The sequence below is a fragment of the Nocardia pneumoniae NBRC 100136 genome, from assembly GCF_000308755.1.
Classification (GTDB): Bacteria; Actinomycetota; Actinomycetes; order Mycobacteriales; family Mycobacteriaceae; genus Nocardia; species Nocardia pneumoniae.
Genome location: NZ_BAGF01000062.1, coordinates 114,027 through 134,618 on the forward strand (window position 1 = coordinate 114,027; position 20,592 = coordinate 134,618).

Annotated in this window: 22 protein-coding genes and 1 pseudogene; 10 read left to right on the top strand and 13 right to left on the bottom strand. The window is 68.2% G+C overall.

Features of this window, described 5'->3' with window-relative positions; all coding sequences use genetic code 11:
• The first annotated feature begins 352 nt into the window (after window positions 1-352).
• The 4 genes from ON34_RS21005 to ON34_RS21020 all read left to right on the top strand — a co-directional run bounded on the left by ON34_RS21005 (window position 353) and on the right by ON34_RS21020 (window position 8,397).
• Window positions 353-3,214, top strand: a complete 2,862-nt coding sequence (locus ON34_RS21005) for an SWIM zinc finger family protein (protein ID WP_040781889.1) — start codon at window positions 353-355, stop codon at window positions 3,212-3,214.
• Entirely contained in the window at window positions 3,211-4,311 is a 1,101-nt protein-coding gene (locus tag ON34_RS21010) for an ATP-binding protein (protein ID WP_040781890.1), read from the top strand. The genes ON34_RS21005 and ON34_RS21010 overlap by 4 nt, the downstream gene beginning before the upstream one ends.
• A complete protein-coding gene (locus ON34_RS37690) occupies window positions 4,308-6,956 on the top strand; it encodes a DUF5682 family protein (protein WP_040781892.1) in 2,649 nt (882 codons plus the stop codon). Before ON34_RS21010 ends, ON34_RS37690 begins: the two co-directional genes overlap by 4 nt.
• Window positions 6,957-7,239: 283 nt before the next feature.
• Window positions 7,240-8,397 carry a VWA domain-containing protein gene (locus ON34_RS21020; RefSeq protein ID WP_040781894.1) on the top strand — a complete coding sequence of 386 codons (1,158 nt, stop codon included), beginning with the start codon at window positions 7,240-7,242 and terminating at the stop codon, window positions 8,395-8,397.
• Here ON34_RS21020 and ON34_RS38125 read toward each other — a convergent pair.
• A complete protein-coding gene (locus ON34_RS38125) occupies window positions 8,394-8,519 on the bottom strand; it encodes a hypothetical protein (protein ID WP_281032458.1) in 126 nt (41 codons plus the stop codon). The two genes, ON34_RS21020 and ON34_RS38125, sit on opposite strands and share 4 nt — an antisense overlap.
• Before the next feature lie 80 nt (window positions 8,520-8,599).
• Between ON34_RS38125 and ON34_RS21025 the strand changes: the two genes are divergently transcribed.
• A complete protein-coding gene (locus tag ON34_RS21025) occupies window positions 8,600-9,202 on the top strand; it encodes an MFS transporter (RefSeq protein WP_083889598.1) in 603 nt (200 codons plus the stop codon).
• Between the two features lie 42 nt (window positions 9,203-9,244).
• On the opposite strand, the gene ON34_RS21030 is transcribed toward ON34_RS21025, so the two are convergent.
• A complete protein-coding gene (locus ON34_RS21030) occupies window positions 9,245-10,075 on the bottom strand; it encodes a phosphatase PAP2 family protein (RefSeq protein WP_083889599.1) in 831 nt (276 codons plus the stop codon).
• Window positions 10,076-10,300: 225 nt separating this feature from the next.
• Complete coding sequence (locus ON34_RS21035; RefSeq protein WP_040781978.1) at window positions 10,301-11,278, bottom strand: alpha/beta hydrolase; 978 nt, start codon at window positions 11,276-11,278, stop codon at window positions 10,301-10,303.
• A gap of 437 nt (window positions 11,279-11,715) precedes the next feature.
• Between ON34_RS21035 and ON34_RS21040 the strand changes: the two genes are divergently transcribed.
• On the top strand, window positions 11,716-12,699 hold the full coding sequence (locus ON34_RS21040; protein ID WP_040781895.1) for an aldo/keto reductase: 984 nt from the start codon (window positions 11,716-11,718) through the stop codon (window positions 12,697-12,699).
• 33 nt (window positions 12,700-12,732) lie between these two features.
• Here the strand turns inward: ON34_RS21040 and ON34_RS36200 are convergent, their stop codons facing one another.
• The 8 genes and pseudogenes from ON34_RS36200 to ON34_RS38570 form a co-directional block, all read right to left on the bottom strand.
• A complete protein-coding gene (locus tag ON34_RS36200) occupies window positions 12,733-12,912 on the bottom strand; it encodes a hypothetical protein (protein ID WP_157172361.1) in 180 nt (59 codons plus the stop codon).
• A gap of 361 nt (window positions 12,913-13,273) precedes the next feature.
• Complete coding sequence (locus ON34_RS21050) at window positions 13,274-13,558, bottom strand: hypothetical protein (protein WP_040781899.1); 285 nt, start codon at window positions 13,556-13,558, stop codon at window positions 13,274-13,276.
• Between the two features lie 9 nt (window positions 13,559-13,567).
• Window positions 13,568-13,996 carry a hypothetical protein gene (locus ON34_RS21055; protein ID WP_040781901.1) on the bottom strand — a complete coding sequence of 143 codons (429 nt, stop codon included), beginning with the start codon at window positions 13,994-13,996 and terminating at the stop codon, window positions 13,568-13,570.
• 114 nt (window positions 13,997-14,110) lie between these two features.
• Window positions 14,111-14,494 carry a hypothetical protein gene (locus ON34_RS21060; RefSeq protein WP_040781903.1) on the bottom strand — a complete coding sequence of 128 codons (384 nt, stop codon included), beginning with the start codon at window positions 14,492-14,494 and terminating at the stop codon, window positions 14,111-14,113.
• Window positions 14,491-14,742, bottom strand: coding sequence for a hypothetical protein (locus ON34_RS21065; RefSeq protein ID WP_040781905.1), 252 nt, complete (start codon window positions 14,740-14,742; stop codon window positions 14,491-14,493). The genes ON34_RS21060 and ON34_RS21065 overlap by 4 nt, the downstream gene beginning before the upstream one ends.
• Window positions 14,739-14,987: a hypothetical protein gene (locus ON34_RS21070; RefSeq protein WP_040781907.1), complete on the bottom strand. Its 249-nt coding sequence runs from the start codon at window positions 14,985-14,987 to the stop codon at window positions 14,739-14,741. Before ON34_RS21070 ends, ON34_RS21065 begins: the two co-directional genes overlap by 4 nt.
• 158 nt (window positions 14,988-15,145) lie before the next feature.
• The gene (locus ON34_RS37695) at window positions 15,146-15,607 is read right to left on the bottom strand and encodes a GntR family transcriptional regulator (protein WP_245548117.1); all 462 of its coding nucleotides are present in this window, start codon (window positions 15,605-15,607) and stop codon (window positions 15,146-15,148) included.
• Window positions 15,608-15,682: 75 nt separating this feature from the next.
• A pseudogene (locus tag ON34_RS38570) lies at window positions 15,683-16,051 on the bottom strand (GntR family transcriptional regulator); the annotation flags it as partial.
• Between ON34_RS38570 and ON34_RS21080 the strand changes: the two are divergent.
• From ON34_RS21080 to ON34_RS21090, 3 genes are all read left to right on the top strand, one after another.
• Window positions 15,942-17,051 (top strand): DUF1152 domain-containing protein, encoded by a 1,110-nt coding sequence (locus ON34_RS21080; RefSeq protein WP_157172362.1) that lies wholly within the window; start codon window positions 15,942-15,944, stop codon window positions 17,049-17,051. The pseudogene ON34_RS38570 and the gene ON34_RS21080 overlap by 110 nt on opposite strands.
• A 301-nt stretch (window positions 17,052-17,352) precedes the next feature.
• On the top strand, window positions 17,353-17,865 hold the full coding sequence (locus ON34_RS21085) for a hypothetical protein (RefSeq protein WP_040781909.1): 513 nt from the start codon (window positions 17,353-17,355) through the stop codon (window positions 17,863-17,865).
• Between the two features lie 9 nt (window positions 17,866-17,874).
• Entirely contained in the window at window positions 17,875-19,068 is a 1,194-nt protein-coding gene (locus ON34_RS21090) for an MAB_1171c family putative transporter (protein WP_040781911.1), read from the top strand.
• Window positions 19,069-19,070: 2 nt separating this feature from the next.
• Here ON34_RS21090 and ON34_RS21095 read toward each other — a convergent pair whose 3' ends face one another.
• The gene (locus ON34_RS21095) at window positions 19,071-19,544 is read right to left on the bottom strand and encodes an iron chaperone (RefSeq protein ID WP_040781913.1); all 474 of its coding nucleotides are present in this window, start codon (window positions 19,542-19,544) and stop codon (window positions 19,071-19,073) included.
• A 231-nt stretch (window positions 19,545-19,775) separates the two neighbouring features.
• On the opposite strand from ON34_RS21095, the gene ON34_RS21100 reads away from it, so the two are divergent.
• On the top strand, window positions 19,776-20,159 hold the full coding sequence (locus ON34_RS21100; RefSeq protein WP_040781916.1) for a DoxX family protein: 384 nt from the start codon (window positions 19,776-19,778) through the stop codon (window positions 20,157-20,159).
• Between the two features lie 63 nt (window positions 20,160-20,222).
• Here ON34_RS21100 and ON34_RS21105 read toward each other — a convergent pair whose 3' ends face one another.
• Window positions 20,223-20,549 (bottom strand): hypothetical protein, encoded by a 327-nt coding sequence (locus ON34_RS21105; RefSeq protein ID WP_157172363.1) that lies wholly within the window; start codon window positions 20,547-20,549, stop codon window positions 20,223-20,225.
• Window positions 20,550-20,592 lie beyond the last annotated feature (43 nt).

Below are 20,592 nucleotides of genomic sequence, written 5' to 3' on the forward strand. Positions count from 1 at the left end.
CCTGATCGCGTCCGAATCGCCCACCGTGCCCATGCGAATCTGCCCGCGGGGATGGATATGGTCATCGAAACGCCTGCGCCGCGCCTCGATGTCCACCCCTCGCGCCAACCCCGGCGGGCAGCTCGATGGTGTCAACACCCGTCCGGGTGGCTCGGCCGAGCCGAACAGGACAGGATGCCAGAGCACTTCATCCGGCGCAACATTTGCCGGATCGGCGAATCGGGCACCGAGGCAAGCGGTTCCGTGCGCGACGCGGCACCGGTCGCGGCGCCTGTCGGTGCGCTGCGGTAGAACTCCGGTGAACCGAGGAATGAAGGAAGGCGATGAGCCACCACCGAGCTGGAGCCGTCCGATGACGACGCCGTGGACCGAAGACCAGGTCGCGGCGGTGGCGCCGGACGCGAGTTCACTGTCGGCGGCGCGCAAGCTGGTGGGCCGCTGGCGCGAGAGCGGGCAGCACGGCGACGCGCTGTGGGGGCGATGCCAGGGCAGCGGCGCCACGCCGTATCAGACGATCGTCGATGTGTCCGGTCCCGCGTATCGGTGCTCCTGTCCGAGTCGCAAGTTCCCGTGCAAGCACGCGCTGTCGCTGTTGCTGCGGTGGGCCGCGGGCGAGGTTCCGGCCGCCACGGCGATCGCGGACTACGCGGCGTCCTGGATCGGCGGCCGTGCTACGCGAGCCACCTCCGCCAGCCGGTCCCGCACGCCCAACCCGGCCACCGTCGAGCAGCGCAGAGTGCGCGTGACCGCTGGGCTGGAGGAACTCGACGTCTGGCTCGGTGATCAGGTGCGCACCGGACTCGCCCAGACCGACCGCTCGTTTCGCGCGTTCGAGTCCATCGCCGCCAGGATGGTCGACGCGCAAGCCCCCGGCCTCGCCGCGGCGCTGCGGCAGCTGCCGACCACGGTGGCCACCAGAACCGACTGGCCCGACATCGTGCTGCGCGAGTACGCGCGCCTGCATCTGCTGGTCGCCGCGCACCGGCAGCTCGACGCCGTGCCGCCCGCGTTGAGCGCCAGCATCCGCACCCACATCGGCTATCCGAACCCGGCCGAGGCGGTGCGCGCCGAACCCCCGGTCCGGGATCGATGGATGGTCTTCGGCCTCCGGGTCACCGAGGAGGAGCGCCTCTACACCCGGCGCACCTGGCTGTACGGGCGCGGGACCAGACGATGGGCGCTGATCGTCGACCATTCCTTCGGTTCCCCGAGTTTCCCCGCCGACCTTCCCGCGCTGGGGCAACTGGCCGACGCCGAGCTGCACTTCTATCCGGCCGCCGCTCCCCTGCGGGCGCTCTGGGGCGAACGGCACGGCGCTGCCGAACCTTTCACCACGCTGCCCGCCGACGCCGAGCGGCCCGCCACCATCGCCGCCGCGCTGGCCGATCACGCGGCGGCGCTCGGCGCCGATCCGTGGCTGCGTTCCTGGCCGATGCTGCTGATCGACGTGGTGCCCGCCCGGACCGAACAGGGCTGGTATGTCACCGAATCCGATGGCACCGCGCTGCCGATTCGCGCCACCGCGAGCCCGTGGACGCTGCTGGCCGTCTCCGGCGGTCATCCCGTGACCGTGCTCGGCGAGTGGAACCCCGATGGACTGGCGCCGATTTCGGTGCTCGCCACCGGCGAGGTGATCGACTTGGCGCGCGCGGACACGTTCGGATATGACGTGCCGCGATCCCCTGCCGGGCAGACGGCGAGCGCCGATCTGACCTCCGCGGCCCTGCTGGGCACCGCACGGCGCACACTGGATCCCACCGCGTTGGTGCCGCCGATCGCACGGTCGGCGGACCGATTGTCGGCCGATCCGGCCCTGCGGCTGCTCGAATCCGCCGCTCTGCAAGACCTTTTCACCCGCGGCGGCGTCGCGCCAGCCTCGGCGACCGCACCGGAGCCCGCGGCCGACGACGACCGGCGGTTGCTGCCGCGCCCGGCGGCCACGCGCCTGGCGCGCATGCTGCGGGAGCGCTCGGCTTTCCTTCCCGAGTGGTTCGACGCGGCGGCTCCGCACGACTACCGGGCCCCGGACGCGCTGTGCGAGCCGCTGCTCGAGCACGCGAAGATCAATGCCACCCTGCGCGAGTCGCTGCTGCGCCTTGCGGGCGCGCGTGGCAGCTGGCTGGCGGCGCAGCATCCTGAGTGGCGTGACCTGGTGCGGCGGCCCGCCGCCACGGAGTCCGTGGACACCTGGCGGTTCGGGCAGCCGCCCGAACGGCGCGACTGGCTCGCGCGGCTCCGACGCGACGACCCCGACGCCGCCAGGACACAGCTCGCGGCGGCGTGGCCGAAAGAATCCGGTCCGATCAAGGCCGAACTGCTCGCCGTGCTCGCCGATGGCCTCGCGCCAGAGGACGAACCGCTGCTGGAAACGGCGCTGGACGACCGGCGCGCTGATGTGCGCCGCACCGCGGCCGGGCTGCTCGCGCTGCTGCCGGAGTCGGCTTTCGCGCAGCGCATGCGCGCCAGGGCGAGCGCATGGGTACGCGTCGAGCACCGGATGCGGCACACGAATCTGGTTCCGGTGCTGCCCGACTCGCTCGACGCCGCCAGTCAGCGCGACGGGATCACCGACCGCACAGTGGAATTCGCCTACCGCTGGAACGGCGAACCCGACGTGCCCGCGGCCTGGCTGCGGCAGATGGTCGCGGCGACGCGACTGTCGCACTGGGCGGCGCTGCTCGGCACGCCGGAGCAGGCGGTGCGCGCAACGATCGAGGACCGGTTCCGGCAACCCGTCTTCGACGGCTGGGTGGACGCCGCACTGGCACAACGTGATTCGGCCTGGGCACGAGCGCTTTTCGATGCGGGCGTGCCGACCGACCTGGCCATGCTGCGCAGGCGGGAGCTGTTCGCGCTGCTGCCGCTGCCGGATCGGACCGCGCATCTGGCGCGGTTGGACGGCTCCTGGCTCTCCGAGATCGAGGCGCTGCTGCCCGCGATGGGGCATCCGTGGCCGGAAGCGGCGGCGCAGCATGTGATCCTGCTGCTGTTCGAGCGGGCGCGGGCGGCGGCGCGGCGCCCGGACGCGCACGGCGTCTCCCCGAACGCGCACCGCTCGCTGCTCGCCTCGGCCGCCGTCCACCTGCCGGTCACCGCCGCGGGCACGCTGTCCGCGGTCGCGCGCCGATGCGACGATCCCGCCTGGGAGCGGGCCTTCGACCAGCTCGCCCACGACCTCAACCACCGCTCGATGATGCTCGAGGAGTTGCAGTGACCACCACCGAACCGAATCCGGACCTGCTGCGCCCGCACGCCGAACAGGCGTACGCCGACGAGCTGCGCGCCCTCGCCGCCGCCGACGACCGGCCCCGCCCGCCGTCCTGGCGGCTGTCGCCCTGGGCGGTGGTCACCTACCTGCTCGGCGGCGCCCTGGACGACGGCACCGTGATCACGCCGAAGTACATCGGCCCGCGCAGGCTGATGGAAGTGGCGGTCGCGACGCTGGCCACCGACCGGGCGCTGCTGCTGCTCGGCGTGCCCGGCACCGCCAAAACCTGGGTCTCGGAACATCTTTCCGCCGCCATCAGCGGTGCGTCCACGCTGCTGGTGCAGGGCACGTCGGGCACGGCCGAGGAGGCGATCCGGTACGGCTGGAACTACGCGCGGCTGCTCGCCGAAGGTCCCAGCGAAGCCGCGCTGGTGCCGTCGCCGGTGCTGACCGCCATGCGCACCGGAGCCATCGCCCGGATCGAGGAGCTCACCCGCATCCCCTCCGACGTGCAGGACGCGCTGATCACCATCCTCTCGGAGAAGACCCTGCCGGTGCCCGAACTCGGCATGGAGGTGCAGGCGGCCAAGGGCTTCAACGTGATCGCCACCGCCAACGACCGCGACCGCGGCGTGAACGAACTGTCCTCGGCGTTGCGCCGACGGTTCAACACGGTGGTGCTGCCGCTGCCCGCGAGCGAGGACGAGGAGGTTGCCATCGTCAGCAGGCGGGTCGAGCAGCTCGGCTCCGCCTTGGAACTGCCCACCGTGCCCGCGGCGGCCGAGGAGGTGCGGCGCGTCGTGCGGGTCTTCCGTGAGTTGCGCTCGGGCAGCACCGCCGACGGCCGGACCAAACTGAAGTCCCCGTCGGGGACGCTGTCCACCGCCGAGGCGATCTCGGTGATCACCAACGGCATCGCGCTGTCGGCGCATTTCGGCGACGGCGTGCTGCGCGCCTCCGACATCGCGGGCGCCGTGCTCGGCTCGGTGATCAAGGACCCGGTCGCCGACGCGGTGGTGTGGACCGAGTACCTGGAGGCCGTGGTCCGCGAGCGGCCGGACTGGTCGGATTTCTACCGCGCCTGCCGTGAGGTCACCGGGTGAATCCCGAATCCACGCCGGTGACGAAGGTTTTCGGCATCCGGCACCACGGTCCTGGGTCGGCGCGTTCGCTGCGCCTGGCCCTGGAGGCGTTCCGCCCCGACATGATTCTCATCGAGGGGCCCGCCGATGCCGATCCGCTGGTCGGTTACGTCGCCGCCGACGGAATGACCCCTCCGGTCGCCCTGCTGGCCTACGTCCCCGACACACCGGCCAAGGCCGCGTTCTGGCCGTACGCGGTGTTCTCCCCCGAATGGCAGGCGCTGCGCTACGCCGTGGACAACGATGTGCCCGTCCGATTCTGCGATCTACCCGCCACCATCGTGCTCGCGGTGGAGGACGAACCCGGCGACCGATTCGATCCGCTCGCCGCGCTGGCCGAGGCGGGCGGTTACGACGACGCCGAACGCTGGTGGGACGCGGTCGTGGAGTCCGTGCCCGACGCCGACGCGTTCGAACCGATCACCGAGGCGATGGCCGCGCTGCGAGAGTCCGCCGAGCGCGAGCAAGAATCCAGACCAGGACCCGTTGACGAACCGGCGAACACCGAGTCTCCGCACGGCGAACCCGTGAACGGACGCACAGACGCCGAACCCGCGAAGAACGAGCCAGCCCACGCCGAACCCGCGAACAAGGCACCCGCACAAGCCGACCTCGCGCACGACCAACCACCCCGTGCCGAAGCGGCGAATAACCAACCGGCTGACGCCGAACGCGGGAATGCCGACTCCGCCCACAGCGAGCGCGCAGAGCACGGAATAGGCAGTACCGAATCCGCAAACGACCATCCAGCTCGGGCCGACTCCGCGGGCGGCCGACCAGCGCACACCGGCCCATCCGCCCACGACGAGCCAGCGCGGGACCTCTCGGCGGAGGATGCAGCGCCGGAACAGGATTCGGTCGCCGAGGCGATTTCCGATACCGAGTTCGCCCGTCGACAGCCGCACGAGCCGATCACCATCGACGCCCACACCCTGCGCCGCGAAGCCTATATGCGCCAGACCATGCGCAAGGCGCTCAAGGACGGTGCGACGCGGCTGGCGGTGGTCTGCGGTGCGTGGCATGCGCCCGCGCTCACCGGTGCGCTCGGTCCCGCCGCGCCGGATGCCCGGCTGTTGAAAGGACTCCCGAAGACCAAAGCGCGGCTCACCTGGGTGCCGTGGACGCACTCGCGGCTGTCCACCTCCTCCGGGTACGGTGCTGGCGTCACCTCGCCGGGCTGGTACCACCACCTGTTCACCGAGACCGAGCGGCCGATCGCCCGGTGGCTGACCAAGGTCGCCGGGGTGCTGCGCGCGCACGATCTGCCGGTCTCCAGCGCGCACGTCATCGAATCCGTTCGCCTCGCCGACACCCTCGCCGCGCTGCGCGGGCGGCCGCTGGCGGGATTGTCGGAGGTCACCGAGGCGACCAGGTCGGTGCTGTGCGGCGGCGACGAGACGATGCTGCGGCTGGTGATCGGCGAATTGGTCGTCGGCGAGGCACTCGGCGCGGTGCCGGAGCAGACCCCGACCGTGCCGCTGGAGGCGGACCTGCGCGCCACGATCCGTTCGCTGCGCATGAAGCAGGAGCCGCTGGCCCGCACCATCGACCTGGACCTGCGCAAAGAACGCGAGGTCGCGCGCTCGCGTCTGTTGCACCGGCTGCGTGTGCTCGACATCGACTGGGGCACGCTGACCACGAGCGATGTGCGCAGCACCGGCACCTTCCGGGAAACCTGGACGCTGGAGTGGCGGCCCGAGTACGCCATCTCGATCATCGAGGCGTCCCGCTGGGGCACCACCCTCCGCACCGCCGCGGAGGCGAAGATCCTCGACACCGCGAGCAGCGCCGACCGCACCGTCGGCGAGCTCACCGCCGCGCTGGAAGTGGCCCTGCTCGCCGATCTCGGCGGCGCGACCGACGGGCTGATCGCCCGGCTGGAGTCCACCGCCGCACTCGACCACGACGTCACCCACCTGCTCGCCGCGCTGCCCGGCCTGATCCGCACGCTGCGCTACGGCGACGTGCGCGGCACCGACACCAAGGCGCTGGCCCACGTCGCCGACGGACTGCTGGTGCGCGTCTGCGCGGGCTTGTCCGCCGCGGTCACCGGATTGGACACCGACGCCGCCACCGAACTGCGCACGCTGCTCGACGCGGCACACACCGCCATCCACACCAGGGACGACAGCTGGGCGACCGGCGAGTGGCTGAACGCCTTGCGCCGCGTCGCCGACCGCGACGACGTGCACGGCGCCTTGGTGGGGCGCGCCGTCCGCCTACTCGCCGACGCGGGCCGCATCGATGACGCCGAGTCCGCACGCAGGCTCTCCGCCGCCCTGTCGGTGGGCAACCCCGCCGCCGCCAAGGCGGCCTGGATCGACGGGTTCCTCGGCGGCCGCGGCCTGCTGCTGGTCCACGATCGAGAGTTGTTGCGGCTCATAGACGATTGGCTGCGCGGCCTCGGCGACGACACCTTCGTCGAAACCCTGCCGCTGCTGCGCCGCACCTTCGGCGCGTTCGAATCCGGCGAGCGCCGCGCGATCGGCCAGGCCGTGCGCGACGGCGGGTCCGTCGCCGTCTCCTCGGCCGCGGCGGGTATCGACATGGACCGCGCGACCGTCGCGGTTCGCACCGCCGCGGAGATCTTGGGGGTAACGGTGTGAGCAGCGGATTCGGAGGCCATCGCTTGCGTGACCACCGAGGGAATGGCACTCATGCCGAAAGAACGCACGGCATGAGCGTCGGCCCCCGCGACAGCAACTCGCGCAACCACCGCATCGGCACACACACCGATGCAGGGCACAGCACGGGCCCCGGACACGGCAGCTCGCGCAACCACCGCGGAGTTGGCGCTCATACCGATGGTCGGCACAGCGTGGAGGGTCGGCCACGGAGTCGGCAGCGCAGCGTGCGGACGTGGCACCCGGGAAGGGACGGGAGCAGAGCATGATCGACGAAACACAATCGAGGCGTTGGCGATTGGTGCTGGGCTCGGCGGCGGAGGAAGGTCTCGGCGGACCGGGGTCCAGTGCGGACGCGGCCATGGACCGGGCGCTGTCGGCGCTGTACAACACCGACGACGAGACCTCACCCGGGAAGCGCACCGGCGGCTTGCAAGGCTCGGCGCCGCGCGTGGCCCGCTGGCTCGGCGACATTCGCAGCTACTTCCCCTCCAGCGTGGTCGAGGTCATGCAGCGCGACGCCGTGCAGCGGCTCAACCTCACCCAGTTGCTGCTGGAGCCGGAACTGCTCGAAGCGGTGGAGCCGGACGTGCACCTGGTCGGCACCTTGCTGAGCCTGAACCGGGTGATGCCCGAGACCACCAAAGCGACGGCACGCATGGTGGTGGAGAAGGTGGTGCGCGAGATCGAGCAGCGCATCGCGGCGCAGACCGTCGCCGCGGTCTCCGGCGCACTGAACCGCGCCGCCCGCGTCACCCGGCCGCGACTGCGAGACATCGACTGGGACCGCACCATTCGCAAAAACCTCGCCACCTACCTGCCCGAGCATCGCACCGTGGTACCGGAACGCCTGGTCGGCTACGGCCGCAAGGCCCAGGCGGTGCGGCGCGACGTGGTGCTCGCCATCGACCAGTCCGGCTCGATGGCCACCAGCGTCGTGTACGCGTCGGTGTTCGGCGCGGTGCTGGCGTCCATGCGCTCGCTGCGCACCTCGCTGGTCGTCTTCGACACCGAGATCGTCGACCTGACCGACAAACTCGACGACCCGGTGGAGGTCCTGTTCGGCACCCAGCTCGGCGGCGGCACCGACATCAACCGCGCCTTGGCCTACTGCCAGTCCCTGATCACCCGCCCCGCCGACACCCTGTTCGTCCTGATCTCCGACCTCTACGAGGGCGGCATCCGCGACGAGATGCTGCGCCGCGTCCACGCGATGCGCGAATCCGGCGCACAGATCGTCGTCCTGCTCGCCCTGTCCGACGACGGCGCCCCCGCCTTCGACCACGAGAACGCCGCAGCCCTGGCCGCGCTCGGCATCCCGGCGTTCGCCTGCACCCCCGACAAGTTCCCCACCCTGCTGGCCGTGGCGCTGGACCGCGGCGACGTCCAGTCCTGGGCCAACGCCAATGCCGCACACCATTAACGCAGGCAGACCTTCGACGACTCGAACACCCGTACTCGCCGGTCGACGGTGGGATCGACGGTCTCGAGGACCGGATGCATTCCAAGCTTGATCGCGATCCGTTCCGAGACGCTATTGCCCACGTGAACAATGCTGACGATTCGCTTCAGCTTTCGCGCTTCGGTAGTGGTCAACCGCTTCGGCTTCGCTCTACCGGAATGCGCTGTTCAGTTCTGCCGCGGTCACCACATTCATCTTCGGCGCGGCCACCTTCGGCGGAATGGTCCTGATGCCCTTGTATTTTCAGATCGTCCGCGGCCAGGACGCGGCTCACACCGGCATGCTGATGGCACCCCAGGGCATCGGCGCCGCGGTGGCGATGGGATTGTCCGGACGCATTTTCGACAGGATCGGTAGCCGAATCTGCCTCATCGGCAGTGTGATCGGCGTGGTGGCGACCGTACCGTTAATGCTCCTCACCGACAGCACCCCCTACTGGCTGCTCGGCCTCGCGATGACGGTGCGCGGAGCCGGAATCGGCTTGGCCGTGATGCCCGCGATGACCGTCGCCCTGCGAACACTCACACCGGCCCAGACCAGCGACGCCACACCACAACTGAACATCATGCAGCGAATCGGCGGATCGATCGGCACCGCACTGTTCGTCGTCGTCCTCAATGACCACCTGCGCGACGCCCACCAGCAGGCCGACCGAGCATCGGCCTTCGGAACCACCTTCGCCTGGGCCCTGGCCGCTGCCATCCTGGCCGTCGTGCCGACCGTCGCGATGGCAGTACTGGAGCGACGGTCCCGCACCTCCCGATGACAGAGAGGCAGGTTCCGCAACAGGATTGACGGCCCTATCACACTAGTTGCTGATCAGAGCCGCTTTTCGCGGAGCAGGACCCATGGTGCCCCAGGCGGTGGCCGCGGCGGGCACCACGAACGGATGCAGCGCCGCGGCCACGGCCAGCAACAGGACGGCAACGATGGCGTCGAGCCAGTAGTGGTTGGCCGTGCCCACGACCACGAGCAGGGTCAGCGCCGGGTGCGCCAGGGCGAGCCAGCGCCAGCGAGTACGGGTCGCGGCGACCATCGCGACGGCGAGCAGCAGCGCCCAGCCGACGTGCAATGACGGCATGGCGGCGAACTGATTCGACAGCCCGCCGGAATCGACCTCGCCATAGACGGATTGGCCGTACATCGCGGCCAAATCGACGAAGCCACGGTCAGGGAGCATCCGTGGCGGCGCGAGCGGAACCAGGATGTGCACCAGTAGCGCCGCCCCGGTCAAAGCCACCATGAGGTTTCTGGTCCACCGATAGTGCTCGGGCCGAAACACCCATAACCACAGCAACACACCGACAGCGACAGTGAAATGCGCACTGGCGTAGTAGAAATTGGCTGGAATGGCGAGAAAGTCGCGGTCCAGGATCAACCCCTGAACCGTCCGCTCCCCCAGAAAACCGAGCCGCTCCTCCAACCCGAGCACACTGTGCGCGTTCGCCATCGCGCGACCGGTGTCGTCAGCGGTCAGCAGGCGCCCGGCGCGGTAACCGAGGTAGAGCACCGTGATCAGCACGAGCTGCCCGATCGCCTCCCCACCGCGACCGCGCACGGCCGCCCGGATCCGTTCGACGATCCCACCCGGCGCGAACTCGAGTCCGACACCGGGTCCACCGAGACCCACGGCGACCATCTCGCGGCCTCCTTCCCCATTGAGCCAGGCCGTTACCATGTATTAAGTGGAGTGATAACCTCCGTTTAACCTAGCATCACGGGACCGACAACTTCAGCAGGATGTGACGGGGCATACACCGCCCCGTCGACAAACGGATTCGCTTGTCAGGAACGCGAATTCGCGATGAATGCGGTCTACGCTCGACCAGCGCCCACGCTCACTATGAGTTCGAATAGGCCGAGCTCACCCCACGGCGAGCCCCCGGGCCAGCACCGGCCAGGAATCATGCAGCGGCGCTTGCCAATACGGCCAGGAATGCGTGCCGATCGGGTAGTACTTCACCGTCGCCGGGACGTTCTGGACGCGCAGTTGGGCGTCGAATGCCACCGTGCAGTCGTTGGCGCCCTGTTCGAGGGCGATGGCCGCGGCCAGCGTCGTCGGCCAGCTGAAACTCGGGTCGAAATTGCCGTCGGCCGGGCCGACGACACCGGTGCCGGTCGATACGAACACCGGCTTGCCCCGCAATCCGTCGGTGTGCAGGCTGACGTCGTGCGCGGGCCACTCCGGGTCGGTGGCCTTCCCCCACATGTTGTCCGCGTTTCCACCACGCTCCGCGACCGCGCCACGGACATACCCCTGGCCGATATTGCTGGTGAACAGGCAGCCGCTGTAGGCGGCCACGGAGCGGTACAGCGCCGGATTGCGGAACGCGAGCGCCAACGCTGCCTGACCGCCCATCGACACCCCCGCCACCGCGTTGACGCCATTGCCGTGGAACTGGGTGTTGATCAGCGGCGGAAGCTCTTGGGCCAGAAACGTCTCCCACTGGTTGTGTCCCAAGCCGGGGTCGTCGCGCAGCCAGTTCGTGTAAAAGGTGCCGCCACCGCCCACAGGCAGCACCACCGTGACCGGTTTGTCGGCGAAGAAGCCGACCGCATCGGTCTTCATGGTCCAGGTGCTTTGTCCCGCGGATGCGTCGGAGCCGTTGCCGTCGAGCAGGTACAGCGTCGGATGCGGCGTCGCGGCATCCGCGGGCAACAGCACGTCCACCTGCACGATCCGCCGCATCGCTGGCGACTGCACGTAGACCTGCAACCACCGGTCGGTGCGCTTGACGACGTGATCGATCTGCGCGTCCGCCGTGGCGACGGGCGCCGCGACCACCGTCACGGCCAGTGCGGCACAGGCGATTCCGAACACCGCGAGCAGTCGTCGAGCCAGCGAATGTCGATGGGGTACGCCGCCGCTGGCACGAACGACGGGGGGTGCGAAGAACTTCCGTCCAGGTCGGAGACTGGCCGCCATGCTGCTTCCCTAACGTCGAAATCGAGTTAGGGAGGCACTCTACCGAGTGTCGGCAACCCGCCAGCTGCACTTCACATATCCGGTGGTAGTCGAATTCCGGGCCGCGATGACCGATTCGGCCACGGAGCCATTCTCGTAGCGGGACGGCGATACCCGAGCGCTGTGGCGACGACGGCGTCGATCCGACCGTTCGCGGCGCAGCAGACGTCAGTCTTCGAGCACCGCCAGCGAGTGGGTGATAGTCACCGCCCCTGCGCCGCCACTTGACTTGGAGTGCGCTCCAGGTCGTAGCGTCGCAGATCGTGAGCGCGGCTCACCATCGAATTCCGGCGTCACCAAGGAGGACTTCCCGCATGATCGCGACCAGGAAACTCGGCGAACTGACCGTCGGCGCGCAAGGGCTCGGCTGCATGGGAATGAGCCAGGCGTACGGCGTGCGCGGAAATGACGAGGAGTCGATCGCCACCATCCATCGCGCCCTGGATCTGGGTGTCACGCTGCTGGACACGGCGAACGTCTACGGCCCCGAGACCAATGAGCGGCTCGTCGGACGCGCCATCGCCGACCGCCGCGACCAAGTGGTGCTGGCCACCAAGTTCGGCATCGTGTGGGGCGAGGGCGGCACGATGCACGCGCGGGGTGACGCGGCCTACGTCAAGCAGTCCTGTGACGCGTCGCTGGCCCGGCTCGGTGTCGACCACATCGACCTGTACTACCAGCATCGCGTCGATCCGGACGTGCCGATCGAGGAAACCTGGGGCGCGCTGTCGGAGCTGGTGGCCGCAGGCAAGGTGCGCTACCTCGGCATCTCCGAGGCGTCGGCGGAGACCATCCGCCGCGCCCACGCCGTGCATCCGGTGACCGCGCTACAGAGCGAGTGGTCGCTGTGGACCCGCGACATCGAAGCCGAAGTCCTGCCGACCTGCCGCGAGCTGGGCATCGGCATCGTGCCGTTCTCTCCGCTGGGCCGCGGGTTCCTCACCGGCGCCATCACCTCCACCGCCGATCTGCCCGCCGACGACATGCGCCACCGACTGCCCCGCTTCGCCGACGGCAACCTCGACCGCAACCTCGCCATCGTCGCCGCACTCCGCGGCCTAGCCGAAGAAAAGGGCATCACCGCAGGGCAATTGGCGTTGGCGTGGGTACACAGCCGCGGCGCCGACGTGGTGCCGATTCCCGGCACCAAACGCCGCACCTACCTGGAGGAAAACGTCGCCGCAGCCGACATCGAGTTGAGCGACGAGGATCTGACCCGCATCGAGGCGGCGGCCCCTGCCGAAGCCGTCGCCGGAGCCCGCTACCCCGAGGAGCTCGCACGCGCCGCGGGTAAGTGACGCCTCTGCCGTGCTCGATCCCTGTGCTCCTCGTCATCTGGTGCATCCACCCATCTGCTGGACAGACCACGATGCGATCACATGCGACAGCGCCCCAAACCCCGCGCCGATCAGCGCTCCTGGGATCGCGCCGATGATGAAGATCGGCAACCCCGCGAGCCCGCCGAGGACCGCGCCGATCAGAGCGCGCAGTTCGATTGTGTCACCGGGCATCATGCAGACACCGATGGGCATCACAGGCTGCGCCGGGGCAGGATCGGACGCGGCCGCGACGGGCTCGGCTGGCTGAGGCTCAGCTGACGCGGTAGCTACTGACCCGAAGGTGAGTGCGAACGCCAGAACAGTCGCGATCACAGCTGAGATGAGCTGCCTCATTAGGTTCCCCTGCAGAAATAGGTGTTTGACGCGATCCGAAGGCGGCTCCCGACGGGAGTTGTCGCGTGGCGATTAGCTTGACAGCCAATGCGTTTTGCGGCAACAGGTTCCGCGAAAATCGCACAGCCGCAGCCCCGGACGTGGAGCGGCCCCACCCGGAAGGGGACCGGGCGGGGCCGCTGTATCCAGGATTACCGGACTACCTCTCCAGCTTCTCCAGCATCCAACTGCCGACGGCGTCCATGTCGTCTGCGGGGATGGCGCGCGTGTAGTGCAGTGGCGGGGTTATCCAGCGGAGCCGACGCCATCCACTGGCCGGACGGATCACCCAACCACCGTATTCACGGCGAGCGTGCCACTGGTTCTCGCCGGTGTAGCCGGGCGCGCGGGAGACACCCCGGACCCAGAGGTACAGGGTTTGGCGCAGCCAGAGCCAGCGAGTGGACCATGTGACAGGGCCGCTACTGAGATAGAGCAGCTTCACGGGGTCAACCTAGCACTGGATGATGGCCGGTATGGTCTCCTTGCGGACCTCGTTCGTCCCGGTGTCCCAGGTAGCCCGCATGACGATCTTGCCCTGCCACATGCCGGGTACGCAGTCCAACGCCATTGTGGCGATGTGAGTAGTGGGGTTGGGTATCTGCGTGGAAATGCCGGGTTCCCCCTTCGGCTTCGGGTTGCTGGTGCCCGACCGGTGCCACAGCTGCAACTCGATGCGGAATGCGAGCGGCGCGGGATCGCATTTCACTGTTCCGCCGACGACGACGGCTTTGTGTAGCAGGTAGGGCTCCTTGTTGAAGGCGAACGTGCAGGCACGGTCAGTTGCCTGCGCGAGCGGCGTGGTGGTGAGCGTCTGCCCGGCGAGCAATGCGGCGCTGGCAGCGACAACCGTGACGGCTGCGCGAATCGCGTTGTATCTCATGGATATCCTCCACTACCTACTACTCCCGTACCCCACGGGAGAGATCAGAACAGCCCCCTGCAGCGGATACTCAGTACTGCCGTGAGGTGTTCGGGCGGTGCCCATGACTGCCCGTCACCATGTCCGCCATCCGGGCCGGTCGTCGATCCACACGACCGAGGCAGGAATCGAGCCGTCACCGATGCACGCCCACAGTGTTCGGCGGCACATGCCGTAGTGGCGCATCGTGTCGGCGGCATTGGCGAATGTTGCCGTGGCGGGGCGGCGGAACGGCTTGCCGTCGGGCGACCAGGCGCGGATGCAGGCGAGCGAGAACCCCGGCCACCGACCGATTTGGATATCGGGCGACGGCACCCAGACGTGCTCGCCGTGCCGCCATGCGAGGAGCTTGGTGTACGGCACACCGGCGAGCAGTGCGAACGCTCCGAGACTGTAGTACCGGCGAATCCCGGCGTCGCGCTCCTCGGGTGTTGGTAGCGCCACGGCCGCGGCCGTCACTGGTCGACCTCGGTGTCGATCACCGACAGCGGTGCAACATCGACCACGTGCGGCGGTGCGATGGCAGCGAGTGCGGCCTGCGCGGCGGCGTCGATCTCGGCGAACTCGTCGTCGTGGCCCGTGCCGACCGGGTGCGCGATGCCGTAATCGTCGACCTCCCACCACGACCCGTCTTCGCGTTGCATCCACGTGGCGAGCCGCTCGTCCTGGTCGTCGTGCCCGTAGAGCTGGGCAAGCTCGCGGATCACGCGAGGTTCCTGGAGTTGCGCGGGTCGGGCACGATGCGACCGGCCTCGACGAGCACCTTGTGCGCGGCGCGCTTACGGGCGCAGGTGTCGAGCGGGCACGAGGCGTGCCGCTGCATCGCTTGGTGTGCGCCCTCGATGCTGAGCGGCCGGTCTGGTGCTTCATGCGGCCAGCCGTGCGGGAGCACGGATCGGTCGAGCAGTTCGTCGTCGCGAGCTATCAGGGCGGCAATTTCTGGTTCAGCCATGGGATTCCCCCGGCGTCTGGTTCGGGCCTTGGAGCGCACCCACCGCCGAGGATGAGGGTCACCCGGCGGCGGGGCTAGGTGAACTATGACGCATTCGACAAAAGTGTCATAGGACAGTTGGAGAGGAGGGAGAAATTTCGGCATTGGGCGTGCGATGCCTAGAAAATAATCGAATACTCCTGCGGGAACGCCCAACGTTCCGGCGGGTACACCGCTTCGTCGAATTCGAGCGGGCGATCGTTGGAGTCGTAGGCCGTCAACCAGTAGACCAACGCTGGCGCGTGGTCGGGCAGTGCAAGTGCCTGCCGTTCCTCCGCGCTTGCCTGCCGGGCGCATACCTGGTCGCGGGCGTACGCCGCTCGGATGCCGAGCACACCGGCGAGATACCGAACGGTCCCACCGCGCAGCCGCTCGGCCACCAGTAGTCGCGGTGCCGATTCGGCCAGTGAAGCGGCGAACCACGACGTGGACAGCTCGAGCGGTCCACAACTGCCGTTGATTACCCGTTGACGCTGGATCACTGCGGAGCCCGAGGTCAGGCCGAGCGCTGCCGCCACGTGCGTGGGTGCCTCGACGATGCCGACGAACGGGAACCGCACCGACTCCGAGTCGGAATACATGGTGCCGAGCGCAGCTGCACGTTCATACCGCTCCCGCGCTCTGGGCGCGGCCTGGGGCGTACGGACGTAGGTGCCGCTTCCGCGACGCGATTCGACCAGACCTTGCTGCCGCAGTGCGTCGAGAGCTTTGCTGGCTGTCGGCCGGGCAACATGCCACTCCGCCGCGAGTTCGCGTACGGATGGGACTTCAGAACCGGGAGGAAGGTCGCCGCGCACAATCTGATCGCGCAGGTATCCTGCGATTTGCAGGTACTTCGGAAGTACCTCCTCGATTTCGGGCACCCCTTGCATCCTTCGTTTTGCGTACCATCGGCCACTGGTCAGTGTAGGAGTCGTGGATTCGACGATGACGGCAGTAGCGATCGCGGCGGGCGGCGGTGGAGACGCGGTCACGGCCGCCGTGCTCGCCGACAAAATGCCAGCTCTGGGCGTGGCCGCCATCATGAGCTACTCGTGGGACCGGCTGATGATAGATCCGGCACCCGGCCCCAGGATGCGGGCCGAATTCTACGGGTTGATCGACCGCGGCGGAGTATCCGAGGTGCCACCCACGGCGGCCCTGCGTGCCGCCGGGAAATCAACACTCCCGCGCCTCGCGGAGCATGTCGTGCAGCCGCTTCTACTGATGGACATCGAGGCGGGGACGAGCGGTCTCGTGCGTCAGATCCGTTGCGCGGCAGCGACCTTTGAAGCTGATGAGCTCGCGGTGATCGACGTCGGTGGCGACATCCTGGCTGCTGGAAATGAGCCGGGATTACGGAGTCCGCTCGCCGACTCCGTTGCCTTGGCCGCCGCAATTACGTCCGGGCTGCCGACTCAGGTGCTCGTTACCGGTATCGGCCTCGACGGCGAATTGTCCCGTGCGGAGCTTGACGGCCGGTTGAACGCTCTGGGTGCCGAGGATGTCGGCGACCTGGTAGCTGGGGACGCGGAAGGATTCGCGAGCGTCTGGTCATGGCACCCATCGGAGGCCAATGCTCTGCTGGCCGTGGCTGCGTCCGGCTGGCGCGGCTCCGTCGAGACCCAGCGCGGTGTTGTCGTAGAGGTCACCCAAGCTGCCACGCGCGTCTATCGGATCGACGCCAGTGCCCTTGCGGAATCCTCGCTGGCGGCGCTTCTCACGCGAACGTCCTCTCTCGATGAGATCGAGCGGTTGCTACGCGAGCGCCGCGGATACAGCGACATCGACATTGAACGCGACCGGCTGACGCACCGGCGCCTACCGATGATGCCCGCACCAGACACGCTCGAGATCATCGACGGCTACACGACGTCAGCCGACGCCCGCGGCGTTGACGCTCTCACCGTGCGCCGCGTTATCGAACTGACTCACGCGACCGATCCTGCGGCGACGGAGGCGCTGCGCGAGCAACTGGCTCACTGCCGACCGGACAACTTCAAGCCACCGTTGTACATGGTGCGGCCTGCCCCAAAGAGGGACTGACGTAACTACTCAGCTCACTATCGACCGGACGTGCGCGGCCGTGGACGCGGTCCACAAATCGCCCTACTCAGGTCCGAACCAATCCCGGTGAATCCCGATCACCCCCGCCGAATCCCGAGGTCACGCGGTGCGAGCTGGGGCGATACGACGGTTCCCGGCATCTTTCGGACCGCCGACTACGCTCGGGCGCGCTCGACCGCGGCGGTCTGATCTCTGTGCCCGGTCCTAATGGTCTCGAGCGGGCAGACTGGCATCGCGGGAGTATCCTCAGGCGCGACGTGATCGACGAGGGGAACGCGTAATGGAAGATCTGGCTCCGCGATTCGAGGAGCTGAGTCGTCTGGTGCCGATCCCATACCCTTGGGACACAACGGAATACGTCGCTCGAGTGGCCGAGTACCGGGGGCGGCCGATCACGATGTGCCCGATCGATGTCGGCGCACTCTCGGGTACCGGATGCGGCACCGGAAGCGGTCTGTGGATCGCCCGGGAAGACGATGACGTGATCATGTACGGGGCCGACACCGAATGGCATGCCGATCACATCATCGCCCACGAGCTCGGGCACATGCTGCTCGGTCACGGAGAGACCGCGAGCGGTCCCGGTGACGGCGCGGATGATCTGTCGTTGCGCGAGTTGATGCCCTCGCTGTCGCTGGAGACCATCCGCGGCGTACTGCGCCGCCAAGACTACGACAGTGAGTGTGAACGCGCCGCCGAAACCTTCGCCGATCTGCTGCTGGTCGAAGCGATGCTGCCCAAGCGGTCGGCGAGCCGGTTCCGCTCGACGTTCTTCCGGAACCGGCATCGATGAACCGGCGAGATGACCTCCCCGATACCGGATCTGATCGTCTGGCCCGTCCTTACAGCTCTCACGGTGGTGCTCGCCGGTCGGTGGTGGCTGTTGCGGGACAGCGTCGTCGACCGGCTCATCAACCGCGGGCTCGCCGCCGGTATCGCTGAACATCTGTTGCGGGCGGCATGGTTCGAGCAGGCACTGGCCAGGCTGCTGCCCGGCGACGACAGCGACGTGGTGAACCTCGCCCGCCAGCTCTCGCTGGGAGCAACCGTGTTGACCATCTCGAATATCTACGGCATCGCCACGTTGTGGGCAGGCGCCGATCCGGCCCACACGTGGCGCAGGCAGCGGCGCTACGACCTCGTCGCGATCACCGCCACTGCCATCATCCTGATCGCGGGGACGCCCGCCCGCCGCGCCGACCAATTGATCGACCAAGCCCTGGGTTGGCCCGCTGTCGTGGTCTGGATCGCGTTCGGCCTTCCGCTCGGCGCCACCGCGCTGCTCGTCGGCCGGGTGAGTGTGCGCGAGATGCGCACCCCGGGCGACACCACCTGGCAAGAACGCGCACTGTGCGCAGCGGTTCTGTGCACCGCGGTGGCCCTGGGGATTGTCGCGGTCGTCTACCCGATCGAGGCCACCTACAGTGTCATGACAGGCCGACCGTCACTCGATCCCGAGATGCACTGGAAAGCATGGAGCGGCTTCCTCATCTCGGCCGTCGGCGCTCCCGCCGTGGTCACGGTGCCGCTGATCAGCACCGTGCTCACCCGCATCGGATGGGACCGCACCGGCCGCTACTGCCGCCGCCTGCACCCGCTGTGGGCCGATCTCACCGCGGCCGTACCCGAAGTCGTCCTGGAGATGCGGCGCGACGGCCGAACAGACCCGGCCATCCGTCTGCACCGCATGACGGTGGAGATCCGCGACAGCCTGCTACACCTCAAACGCTATAGCGACACCCCTGACAATCTGGCCGCCACCGACGGTGACCCCCATATCCATGCCCGCCGCATCGCCGAGGCCATTGCCGCCAAAGCTGCCGGGCACCCCCCGAACGCGAGCCCGTCCATGCCCCGGCACCACGTCCAACCGGGCGCGCGGGACCTCACCGCGGAACTACACCAGCTACTCGCACTCGCCAAGGCATGGCCGCACGCCCGCGGCCTGACCACGACCATCGACCATGGTCCCCAGCGGACGCGGCCGGTCGGGTGACTTCAGCTCACCGCTTTCTTCACCAGCTCGGCGATCCTCGCCTCCTCGGCGGCGGTCAGCTTCGTCAGCGCGAAAGAGGTCGGCCACATGGTGCCTTCGTCGAGGTTGGCGATGTCGTTGAAGCCGAACGTCGCGTACCGCGACTTGAACTTCGCCGCGGTTTGGAAGAAGCAGACGACCTTGCCGTCCTTGGCGTACGCGGGCATGCCGTACCACAGTTTCGGCATGAGGTCCGGTGCGCTGGCTGTGACGACGGCATGGATCCGTTCGGCCATGGCGCGATCCGACTCCGACATCTCGGCGATCTTCGCGAGCACGTCTTTCTCGCCGTCCTCCTTGGTCGCGCGCGAGCCGCGGCGCGCGGCCGTCTTCAGCTCCTGGGCGTGCTCTTTCATCGCGGCTCGTTCTTCGTCCGTGAATCCCACGGCCGCCTTGGTCTTCGCGGTTCCGTTGGCCGACTTCTGCGCGTTCTTCATTGCCGATTTCCTCTCTACCAGCCTCGATGGGGTCACTCATCATGCTATGGAGCTGACGCCGCGGCGGCTTCTTCAAAACTGATCAATCGCCGCGAATGCAGGACCAGCAAGCGCTTGTGACGGGGATCACCTGGCAGAGCTGTCACAGGGATCGGGTCGGCGGCATCTTATGCGCGACCTGATCGCGACTCCGGCTTCCAGACCGGAGTCGACAACCTGCAAGGAGATCTCATGAACCTCGCCCTGTGGATCGCTGCCGGACTGCTGGCCACAGTCGCCCTGGTCGGCGGCATCACCAAAACCTTCGTGCCCAAACAGAAGCTGGCCGAGGCCGCTGGCGGGGGATGGACCGCAAACGCCAGCGTCGGCTTCGTCAAGACCCTCGGGGTTCTCGAACTCCTTGCCGCGGTCGGCCTGATCCTGCCCGCCGCGCTCGACATCGCGCCGGTCATGGTGCCGGTGACCGCCGTCTGCTGGATCGTGCTGATGCTCGGCGCGATGATCACCCATCTCCGCGACGGCGAAGCGAAGTTCATCTGGCTGAACCTGATCTATCTCGCCTTGGCCGTCTCCGTGGCGTGGGGCCGATTCGGACCCGAGTCCTTCACCAGCTGACCTGACGACCAGATCGCCGTGCCAGCGTGGATCTCTCAACAGATCAGCGACATGAGCGTGCGGTTACTCCGAATCATCGGGTGTGTCATCGTCGTCATCGATGACCCACCCGCGCTGATACCAGGGAAAACGCTCGCGGAGAAGCTGGGTGGACAGTTCTATCTGCCCGACGCGGGAGGCCAGCATCTCCGCGTAAGCGAAATCGGCGGTGAGCAACGTCCACTTGGTTCGGCTGCCATCCGGATTGCGGTCGTAAATGAACAACGCTCCCCAGGTGTTGTCCGGCGGTTGCCCCAGCTTGCGCAGCTCGGCCACCACATCGGCTTCGAGTAGGTCGCCGAACAACCGGGCATAGCCGACTATCACCATGTCGAAGTCTCCGCTATCCACCTTGCACTTCTTTCCGATGGATGGGCACCATCTGCACCTTGCG

Excerpts from the sequence above, each read along its gene's own strand:
- ON34_RS21005 (WP_040781889.1), top strand. The coding sequence starts at position 353 with ATGACGACGCCGTGGACCGAAGACCAGGTCGCGGCGGTGGCGCCGGAC.
- ON34_RS21020 (WP_040781894.1), top strand. The coding sequence starts at position 7,240 with ATGATCGACGAAACACAATCGAGGCGTTGGCGATTGGTGCTGGGCTCG.
- ON34_RS21030 (WP_083889599.1), bottom strand. The coding sequence starts at position 10,075 with ATGGTCGCCGTGGGTCTCGGTGGACCCGGTGTCGGACTCGAGTTCGCG.
- ON34_RS21040 (WP_040781895.1), top strand. The coding sequence starts at position 11,716 with ATGATCGCGACCAGGAAACTCGGCGAACTGACCGTCGGCGCGCAAGGG.
- ON34_RS36200 (WP_157172361.1), bottom strand. The coding sequence starts at position 12,912 with ATGCCCGGTGACACAATCGAACTGCGCGCTCTGATCGGCGCGGTCCTC.
- ON34_RS21055 (WP_040781901.1), bottom strand. The coding sequence starts at position 13,996 with ATGAGATACAACGCGATTCGCGCAGCCGTCACGGTTGTCGCTGCCAGC.
- ON34_RS21070 (WP_040781907.1), bottom strand. The coding sequence starts at position 14,987 with ATGGCTGAACCAGAAATTGCCGCCCTGATAGCTCGCGACGACGAACTG.
- ON34_RS37695 (WP_245548117.1), bottom strand. The coding sequence starts at position 15,607 with ATGTATTCCGACTCGGAGTCGGTGCGGTTCCCGTTCGTCGGCATCGTC.
- ON34_RS21085 (WP_040781909.1), top strand. The coding sequence starts at position 17,353 with ATGGAAGATCTGGCTCCGCGATTCGAGGAGCTGAGTCGTCTGGTGCCG.
- ON34_RS21090 (WP_040781911.1), top strand. The coding sequence starts at position 17,875 with ATGACCTCCCCGATACCGGATCTGATCGTCTGGCCCGTCCTTACAGCT.
- ON34_RS21095 (WP_040781913.1), bottom strand. The coding sequence starts at position 19,544 with ATGAAGAACGCGCAGAAGTCGGCCAACGGAACCGCGAAGACCAAGGCG.
- ON34_RS21100 (WP_040781916.1), top strand. The coding sequence starts at position 19,776 with ATGAACCTCGCCCTGTGGATCGCTGCCGGACTGCTGGCCACAGTCGCC.